7 protein-coding genes are annotated in these 8,925 nt (G+C 71.4%); 2 read left to right on the top strand and 5 right to left on the bottom strand.

Features of this window, described 5'->3' with window-relative positions; translation table 11 throughout:
• Positions 1-432 precede the first annotated feature (432 nt).
• The 5 genes from JSX79_RS11235 to JSX79_RS11215 all read right to left on the bottom strand — a co-directional run bounded on the left by JSX79_RS11235 (position 433) and on the right by JSX79_RS11215 (position 5,689).
• Positions 433-1,287 carry a glycosyltransferase family 2 protein gene (locus JSX79_RS11235; protein ID WP_229086277.1) on the bottom strand — a complete coding sequence of 285 codons (855 nt, stop codon included), beginning with the start codon at positions 1,285-1,287 and terminating at the stop codon, positions 433-435.
• Complete coding sequence (locus JSX79_RS11230; protein ID WP_229086275.1) at positions 1,284-2,447, bottom strand: glycosyltransferase family 1 protein; 1,164 nt, start codon at positions 2,445-2,447, stop codon at positions 1,284-1,286. Before JSX79_RS11230 ends, JSX79_RS11235 begins: the two co-directional genes overlap by 4 nt.
• 74 nt (positions 2,448-2,521) lie before the next feature.
• Positions 2,522-3,556 (bottom strand): glycosyltransferase family 2 protein, encoded by a 1,035-nt coding sequence (locus JSX79_RS11225; RefSeq protein ID WP_229086280.1) that lies wholly within the window; start codon positions 3,554-3,556, stop codon positions 2,522-2,524.
• Positions 3,553-4,782: an ABC transporter ATP-binding protein gene (locus tag JSX79_RS11220; RefSeq protein WP_070418481.1), complete on the bottom strand. Its 1,230-nt coding sequence runs from the start codon at positions 4,780-4,782 to the stop codon at positions 3,553-3,555. Before JSX79_RS11220 ends, JSX79_RS11225 begins: the two co-directional genes overlap by 4 nt.
• Before the next feature lie 4 nt (positions 4,783-4,786).
• Positions 4,787-5,689, bottom strand: coding sequence for an ABC transporter permease (locus tag JSX79_RS11215; RefSeq protein ID WP_071295759.1), 903 nt, complete (start codon positions 5,687-5,689; stop codon positions 4,787-4,789).
• A gap of 206 nt (positions 5,690-5,895) precedes the next feature.
• Here JSX79_RS11215 and JSX79_RS11210 point away from each other — a divergent pair, with 206 nt between their 5' ends.
• Together JSX79_RS11210 and JSX79_RS11205 are read left to right on the top strand one after the other, a co-directional pair.
• Positions 5,896-6,459, top strand: a complete 564-nt coding sequence (locus JSX79_RS11210; protein WP_071295758.1) for a hypothetical protein — start codon at positions 5,896-5,898, stop codon at positions 6,457-6,459.
• On the top strand, positions 6,459-8,897 hold the full coding sequence (locus JSX79_RS11205) for a hypothetical protein (RefSeq protein WP_229086274.1): 2,439 nt from the start codon (positions 6,459-6,461) through the stop codon (positions 8,895-8,897). The genes JSX79_RS11210 and JSX79_RS11205 overlap by 1 nt, the downstream gene beginning before the upstream one ends.
• Positions 8,898-8,925: the final 28 nt, after the last annotated feature.

Genomic DNA, 8,925 nt, shown 5'->3' with positions numbered 1-8,925 from the left:
GGGCGCGGCGCTGCCGCCGCCGCCGCGGCGTCGAACCACGTTCGCGACGTCGAACCAGGCCGCGCGCCTGGTTCGACGTCGGATTCGTGGTTCGACGCGGGCGCGGCTGCGCCGCCGCACAACCAAAGCCGCGTCGAACCGCGGGAAGGCGCGGCGCGAAGTGCTTTTGGTTGTGCGACGCCACGCGGTGCGGCGCCCCGCTGCGGCTGCGCCGCGGCGGCGTCGAACCACGTTCGCGACGTCGAACCAGGCCGCGCGCCTGGTTCGACGTCGGATTCGTGGTTCGACGCGGGCGCGGCTGCGCCGCCGCACAACCAAAGCCGCGCCGAACCGCGGGAAGGCGCGGCGCGAAGTGGTTTTGGTTGTGCGCCGCGCGCTGCCGCGCCGCGCGCTGCCGCGCCGCGCGCCGCGCGCAGCGCGCCGCGCCGCGCGCTACTTGCGCGTCACCCAGCGCGCCCGGACGGCGAGCCCCACGCGCAGCACCGCCCGCAGCGGCCACAGCCACCACGCCCGGTACTTCCGCGACAGGAACCGGTAGGCGCTCCGGTGGTGCTCGATCTCCATGCGGCGCCGGTTCGACGAGGTCGAGTGCGCCCCGGTGTGCGTGACCACGGCGGTCGGCACGTACACGTTCGCCCGCCCGGCGAGCCCCACGCGCTGCCCGAGGTCGACGTCCTCGAAGTACATGAAGTACGACTCGTCGAAGCCCCCGAGCTCGCGGAACAACGACGTCCGGATGAGGAAGCAGGCGCCGGACAGCCAGCCGGCCTCGCGCTCGACGACCTGGGTGGTGGACCAGTACCGCTGGCTCCAGGGGTTCGCCGGCCAGAAGCGCGAGAACGCCGCGTGGCCGAGGCCGGTCCGGAGCGACGGGAGCTGGCGCGCCGAGGGGTAGGTGTCGCCCTGCTCGTCGAGGATCCGCGGGCCGAACGACCCGCCGGACGGCAGCCGGTCGGCGGCGGCCACGAGCTCGTCGATGGAACCGGGGGCGAGGACCACGTCGGGGTTCGTGACGAGCAGGAACTCCGGCCGGACGTCGGGGAGCACGTCGTCGAGCGCGCTGAGGGCCGCGTCGATCCCGCCGCCGTAGCCACGGTTGCCCCCGGAGGACACCACGACGGCGCCGTACGACTCGCCGATCGCCCGCAGTGCGTCGAGGTCGGCCGAGCCGTTGTCCGCGATCACCACGGCCACGGGGTCACTGGACGCCGCAGCGATGCTCGCGAGGAACGGTCGGATCGTCTCACCGGTGTTGTACGTGACGGTGAGCACCGCGACCCGGGTCATCGGACACCCCCGGAGCCGCCACGAGCGACGGCCGCGTACGCATCGACGTGCACGGCGGCCGTGGCCTCCCACGTGAACGAGGAGGCCCGGCGGAGTGCGGCCGCCCGGTGCGACGCGACGAGCGCGGGGTCGTCGAGCAGCGAGGCCATCGCCGCCCCCAACGCAGAGGCGGACGGCTCGGTGTACACGGCGGCGTCGCCCCCGACCTCCGGCAGCGACAGCCGCCGGGTGGTGAGCACGCACGCGCCGGTCGCCATCGCCTCGACCACCGGCAGGCCGAAGCCCTCGCCGAGGGACGGGTACACGACGAACTCCGCGCCGCCGAGGAAGCCGGAGAGGTCCTCGAGCGGGAGGTACCCGGCCTCGATGACGTGGTCGGCGTCCTGGAGCTCGTCGAGCCGTGCGATCGCGGCCTCGTCCCAGCCGCGTGCACCGGAGAGCACCAGCCAGGGTGTGTCCGACCCCGTGACCGCGCGGGCGTCGCGGACCGCGGCGTAGGCGTCGAGCAGTGCCGTGACGTTCTTGCGCGGTTCGATCGTGCCGAGGAACGCGATCCAGGACGCGTCGTCGGGGAGCGTCGCGGCGATGCGGGCGTCCTCGACCTCGGCGGTTGACGGCTCGTGGAACACGGTCCGGTCGACCCCGAGCGGAGCGACCCGGACGTCCGCACGGATGCCGGACACCACGCGTGCGGCCTCGGTCGCGGTGGCGGCGCTCGGCACGATGACGACCGGACGGGTCCGGAGCGATCGGCGGCTCCACCAGGTGAAGAACGTGCGCTTCAGGCGGGAGTGCCACTCGGGGTTCGAGAAGAACGTGGCGTCGTGCAGCGTCACCACGGAGCCGCGGCGCCACGAGAACGGGAACGTGTAGTGCGGGGAGTGCAGCACCGCCGCGCCGATCCGCCGGCCGAGTGCCGGCAGCCCGGTCTGCTCCCAGAGGAAACGCAGCGGCACGGAGTCGGTCCACGCCGGTGCCGTGTGCAGCGTCACGTGCGGTGCGACGGCGCGGAAGTGCGCGGCGTGCACGGGCCGGACGACGAGGTGCACGTCGAGCGACGGGTCGGTGAGGTGCGACGCGACCCCCTCGACGTAGCGTCCGACACCGCCGAGGTTGCGCGGTACCGCGGTCCCGTCGATGAGGACGGTGAGCTGCGGCACGCGAGGTTCCTTCCGGCCGGGGACGCCGCGGCCGGGACCGTCGACGGGGGAGTCCCCAGGATAGCCCGCTCCGCTCATGCGTCCGGGTCCACGGCGCTCCGCGGGACGGACGCGACCCGCGTCTCACGGAGCCGCCGCGCGAGGTGCGCGGGGAGGTGCCCCGTCACGTCGGCCAGCGCTGCCAGGACGAGCCGCGCCTCCCGTCGGGTGCGACCGGAACGCAGTCCGACCAGGCCGCGCGCGGTCGTCCGGACCGCAGCCCGCAGGACCGTCGGCCACGGCGCGTGCCACAGGGCGACGACCAGCCGGTTGCGGGCGTTGCGGAAGACGAACAGGTCGCTCTGCACGCCCGACGACGCCGAGTGGTCGTGCTCGACGACCGCGTCGGCCGCGTACTCGACGCGCCACCCGCGGCGGCGGAGCCGCCAGGCGAGCTCGGTGTCCTCGTAGTACATGAACAGCGACTCGTCGAGGAGTCCGACGTCGTCGAGCGCGGCCTTCCGGAGCGCGGAGGCGCCGCCCGAGAACCCGAACACGTCGCGGTCCGCCGCCTGGTCGGCCGCGCCGAACCAGTCGCGGTCCATGCCGTTGCCGTCGCGGTCGACCCGCACGCCGGTCGAGTTGAGGCGGACCTCGCCGGCGGCGTCGGGCACCCACAGGTGGCCGGTGTGGTCGCGCAACGCCCGTCCGGCGGGGGCCGGGGCACCGGCCTGGAGGCGCGACCAGCGCCCGGCGAGCACGATGCGGCCCGTCACGGCCGCCACGGCCGCAGGGGCGGCGTCGAGGTGGTCGCGGAGGGCCGCGACGAAGCCCGGAGCCGGCTCGGCGTCGTTGTTGAGCAGGACGACGACGTCGGCGTCCGCGTGCCGGATGCCCGTGTTCGCGCCCGCGGCGAACCCGCCGTTGGTGTCGCGGACCAGCACCGTCGCCTCGGGCAGCTCGCGGCGGAGCACGGCGACGGAGTCGTCCGACGACCCGTTGTCGACCACGATGACCTGGTCGGCCGCGCCGTCGTCGAGCACGGCGCGGCCGGCCCGGGTCGTGAGGTCCGCACGGTTCCAGTTGACGACGACGACCGCGGTGCGGGAGGCGCCGTCGGTGGGCGTCAGCCGAGCTCCTCGATGGAGGGCTTCGCGTAGACGCTGCCGACGGCGTCGCCGAACGACGGGACCTCGAACGAGTCACACTCCGGCAGGTCGTGCAGGTGCCGCCCGGCGGAGTCCATCATCGACACGTTGATGAAGTACTTGCCGGTGCCGAAGTTCGTGTCCGTGATCCGGAGGCGGAGCTTCCGGCGCCCGTGCAGCGGCTGGAGCGTGACGCCCATGATGCCGGTGGTGGTGCCGTAGACGACCTGACCGGCGGTGTTGTTGATCTGGACGGCGGCCTCCCAGTCGGCGACGCCGTCGAGGTGCTCGAACTCCATGTCCACGACGAGGTCGTCACCGGGCAGGACGTCGGCGCGGTGCTCCTTGCCGTCGGCGTGCACGGTCGCCCCGAGGACCGTGCCGCGGCCCACGGCGACGTCGGCGCTGAGCTCGCCGGACCGGCGCTCCTCGAGCACGTCACGGAACTTGCTGACCGCCTGGACGGCGTCCCCGTCGTGCAGGACCTTGCCCTTGTTGAGCAGCACGACCCGGTCGCACATCTCCTGCACCTGGCTGAGCGAGTGCGTGACGATGATGATCGTCTTGCCCTGCTCCTGGAACGAGCGGATGCGGTCGAGGCACTTGCGCTGGAACGCCTCGTCGCCGACGGCGAGGACCTCGTCGACGAGCAGCACGTCGGGGTCGGTGTGCACGGCCACGGCGAACGCGAGTCGCACGTACATGCCGGAGCTGTAGAACTTCACCTGGGTGTCGATGAAGTCGCCGATGCCGGAGAACGCGAGGATGTCGTCGAACCGCGCCTCGGTCTCCTTGCGGCTCAGACCGAGCAGCGCCGCGTTGAGGTAGACGTTCTCGCGGCCGGACAGGTCCGGGTGGAAGCCGGCGCCGAGCTCGAGCAGCGCGGCCAGCCGCCCGCGGCGGGAGACGGTGCCGGACGTCGGCTGGATGATGCCGCCGATGGCCTTGAGCAGCGTCGACTTGCCGGAGCCGTTCTGGCCGATCAGCCCGACGGTGGTCCCGGCCTGGATCGACACGGTGACGTCGTCGAGCGCCCAGAAGTCCTGGCGGTGCTTGCGACCGGCGCGGCCGAGCGTGACGATCCGCTCGCGGATGGTGTTGTCCTTGCGGACGGTGAAGCGCTTCCGGACGTGGTCGATGACGATGACGTCGGGGCGCTCGTCGCCGCGCTGCTGGGCGGTCGGTGCGACGGGGGTGCTGATGGCCATGGGTCTAGAGCTCCTGCGCGAAGTTGCCCTGCAGGCGCGAGAACACGCGCTGCGCGCCGATGAGGCAGAACAGGCCGATGACGAACGCGATGCCGAGTCGGAGCATGAGGTGGTCGGGGTAGACGACCTTCGCCGGGTCGTGCAGCCAGATGGCGTTCTGCATGCCGAGGACGGACAGCGTGAGGGGGTTGTTCGTGTAGACGGTCAGGATCCACTGGACGTGCAGCTCCTTGAGGACCATCGAGTACGAGTACACGATGGGCGATCCCCACAGCAGCACCATCAGGCCGACGTCGATGACGAACTGCACGTCCCGCAGGTACACGTTGAGCGCGGAGAGGACGAGCCCGATGGCCGCGCCGTAGACGACGATCACGGCGAGGGACGGCACCAGGTACACCAGGCCCTCGTGCAACGGGAACGCACCGAGCACCAGCGTCGCCACGATCAGGATGACGAACTGGATGGCGTAGTTGACCAGGGCGGCCCCGACGCTCGCGAGCGGGAAGACCTCGCGCGGGACGTAGACCTTCTTGATGAGGCCGCTGTTGCCGACGATCGAGCCGGTCGACCCCGCGACGATCTCGCTGAAGAGCGTGTACGCGCCGAGTCCGGTGAAGACGTAGATCGCGAAGTTGTCGATGCCGTGCGCGGCGCCGAGCACCTTGCCGATGACGAAGTAGTAGATGAGGAGCTGGGTCAGCGGGCGCACCAGCGTCCACACGAACCCGAGCGCCGAGTCCTTGTACCGCGCCTTGAGGTCGCGGCGCACGAGCATGCCGAGCATCTCGCGCTGCCGGAAGACGTCGCGCAGTTCTCGCCAGGTTCCTCGGATGGCACTCGTCGGAGCGCCGACCACGACCAGGGGCTCCTTCGCGAGCGCGGCCATGCGGGCTTGATCGACCATGTGTCTCTTCGTTCGTGGGGGCAGGACCGGAACAGCATACTCACCGCATCACCCAGGACGCCGGTGCGCGCTGCGGACCGGGCGACACCTGTCGTCCGCCCCCGTGCGGGGGTGAATGTGCGCGGATTGAACCCTCAACCTTCACTTTGGGGTTACCGTTGACGCAACCCGGACCCTTGTCAACATCCACAGGACGGCCCGTCAGCATGCACTTCGCGTCACGGCCGATCGCTGCGTTCGCGGTGGTCGGTGTTCTCAGTCTCCTCGCGGCGGGTTGTTCCGCCACGAGTGACGACGACCCCACCGCGTCGCCCACGCGGTCCGCCTCACCGACTCCGACCGCGTCGGCGACCGCGACGTCCGGCCCCTCGTCGACCCCGTCGCCGAGCAGCTCCGACGACGCGGACGACAGCCCCTCGGCGTTCCCGGGCTCCGGCCAGACGACCGAGCCCGACGACGACCCGTCGGACTTCCCGGCCACCGCCGTCGTCACGTACGCCGGGTGGGACACGGGCAGCCGGACGCTCCAGGCCGGTGGACTCGTCTCCGGCACGACGAACACGTCGGGCACGTGCACGTTCACCGCGACGAAGAGCGGTGTCACCCGGACCCTGACCAGCACGGCGGAGGCGAGCGCGTCCTCCGTGAACTGCGCGCAGGTGTCCTTCCCGGCGGCCCAGGTGTCCAGCGGCACCTGGTCCATCACCCTCGACTACCGGGTCGGCGCGCAGTCGACCACGTCCGACCCGATGACGGCGGAGGTGCCGTGATGCGATCCATCCGAACCGACGGGCGACGACGCCCGCTGCGGTCGTCCCTCGCCCTGGTGGCCGCCCTCGCGGTCGCCGTGAGCGGCCTGACCTTCGGCACGGTGCTGTCCGAGCAGACGACGACGGAGTCCGCCTCGGCCGCGACCGCCGCGTCGTTCGACCCGGGCAACATCATCAGCGACGTGAACTTCTACAACGGGTCGGCGATGAGCTCGTCGTCCGTGCAGTCGTTCCTCAACAGCGTCGCGCCGAACTGCAAGCAGGCATCGGGCGGCCCGGCGTGCCTCAAGAACTTCTCGCAGAACATGAGCGGCATCGCCGCCGTGTCCGGTCGGTGCTCCGCGATCAACGGCGGCGTGAAGTCCGCGGCCACGGTCATCGCGCAGGTCGGCGCCGCGTGCGGCATCAGCCAGAAGGTCCTGCTCGTGCTCCTGCAGAAGGAGCAGGGCATCGTCACGACGAACAGCCCGACGAGCTACATGTACCTGCACGCCACCGGCTTCGCGTGCCCGGACACCGCCCCGTGCGACCCGAAGTACTACGGCTTCGGCCAGCAGGTGTACGCCGCCGCGCTGCAGTTCAAGCGCTACCAGGCCTCGCCGACGTCCTGGGCGTACCAGGCCGGCCGCAACAACTCGATCCTCTACAACCCGAACGCCGCGTGCGGTCGGAAGACGGTCTACATCAAGAACCAGGCGACCGCCGGGCTGTACATCTACACGCCGTACACCCCGAACGCCGCCGCGATGTCGAACCTCTACGGCACGGGTGACGGCTGCTCGGCGTACGGCAACCGGAACTTCTGGCGCATGTACACCGACTGGTTCGGCTCGCCCACCGGCGGCAGCTCGCCCGCCGGGCACGTCGACTCCGCGACCGCCGGGTTCCGCCAGGTCACGGTGGGCGGCTGGGCGTACGACCCCGACGTCGCGACGAGCCCGATCCGGGTGGCGTTCTACGTGGACGGCGTCGGCAAGAAGACCATCACGGCCGACGGGGCGCGTTCCGACCTGGGCAGCCAGCTCGGCGCCGGCAACACCAGCCACGGGTTCTCGACGACCCTGACCGGGATCTCCGGCGGCAGCCACAACGTCTGCGTGTTCGGCATCAACCAGGGCGCCGGCGCCAACGCGCTGCTCGGCTGCCAGCAGGTGACCGTCCGGACCGGGGCGCCGTTCGGCAAGCTGGACCAGGCCACCCTCGCGGCGGACAAGCTCAGCGTCCGCGGCTGGGCGATCGACCCGGACACGAAGTCCTCGATCCCCGTGCAGCTCCGCGTGGACGGCGTGGCGAAGAAGGCCTGGACCGCCAGCGCCTCGCGCACCGACGTCGGGAAGATCTACCCGGGCTGGGGCGACGCGCACGGCTACTCGGCGACGATCAGCGGCATCGGCGCCGGGAAGCACACGATCAGCACGTGGGCGAAGGACACCTCCACGGGCAAGTGGACGCAGCTCGGGGCGAAGACCGTGACGAAGGCGAGCGGTTCGCCGTGGATCGTCATCGACGAGGCATCGTCGACCGCACCGGGCAAGCTCAAGATCCGCGGCTGGACGGCCGACCCGGACACGATCGCGCCGCTGCGCGTCCACCTGTACCTGGACGGCAAGGCCCTGACCTCGTTCACGGCCGACCAGACCAAGGCGGGCCTCGACAAGGCGCTGCCCGGCTACGGTGACGACCACGCGATCCTGTTCACCCGCAGCAGCGTCCCGGCCGGGAAGCACCAGCTCTGCATCATCGCGATCAACGTGGGACCCGGCGGCAACAGCAACGTCTGCACGACGTTCCAGACGCCGACCGGCCCGCCCAAGGTGAAGATCGAGTCCGGTTCGTCGCCGACGCTCGGCTCGCTGCAGGTCAGCGGCTACGCGCTCGACCCCGACACGGTGCAGCCGATCGGCGTGACGTACACGGTCGACGGCAAGAAGGTCACCACCGGCACGGCCGACCAGGCCAGCGCCACCGCGGCGAAGGCGTACCCCGGGTACTACTCGAAGCACGGCTTCCAGGCCACGCTCACCGGCATCGGCCCGGGCAAGCACACCGTGTGCGTCGTCGGGACGAACGTCGGGGGCGGGAAGGACGCCAGCGGCTGCAGCACGGTCGCGATGACCTCCGGCAACCCGGTCCTGCTGCTCGACGAGGTCTCCTCGCCCGCGGCCGGCCAGGTCAAGGTGCGCGGCTGGACGATCGACCCGGACACCGCGTCCCCGATCCAGGTGCACGTGTACGTGAACGGCGCCGGCGCGAAGTCGCTCACCGCCAACGAGGCGAAGGCGTCGCTCGCCACCACCTACGGCGGGTACGGCGCGAACCACTCGTTCTCGACGACCGTGTCGGGCTACAAGGCGGGCAGCACGCAGGTCTGCGTCTACGCGATGAACACCGGCGCGGGAGCGAACACCACGCTGTGCCGGACGATCACGGTGAAGTAGTGCGCTGACGGTCCGACGGACCACGATG

It is taken from the genome of Curtobacterium sp. GD1 (assembly GCF_020882855.1).
Taxonomy (GTDB): domain Bacteria; phylum Actinomycetota; class Actinomycetes; order Actinomycetales; family Microbacteriaceae; genus Curtobacterium.
This window is presented reverse-complemented; position numbering and strand designations above follow the sequence as displayed.

Bases quoted from the DNA above. Each gene is read 5' to 3' on its own strand.
- JSX79_RS11235 (WP_229086277.1), bottom strand. From the start codon at position 1,287: ATGACCCGGGTCGCGGTGCTCACCGTCACGTACAACACCGGTGAGACG.
- JSX79_RS11220 (WP_070418481.1), bottom strand. From the start codon at position 4,782: ATGGCCATCAGCACCCCCGTCGCACCGACCGCCCAGCAGCGCGGCGAC.
- JSX79_RS11215 (WP_071295759.1), bottom strand. From the start codon at position 5,689: ATGGTCGATCAAGCCCGCATGGCCGCGCTCGCGAAGGAGCCCCTGGTC.
- JSX79_RS11210 (WP_071295758.1), top strand. From the start codon at position 5,896: ATGCACTTCGCGTCACGGCCGATCGCTGCGTTCGCGGTGGTCGGTGTT.
- JSX79_RS11205 (WP_229086274.1), top strand. From the start codon at position 6,459: ATGCGATCCATCCGAACCGACGGGCGACGACGCCCGCTGCGGTCGTCC.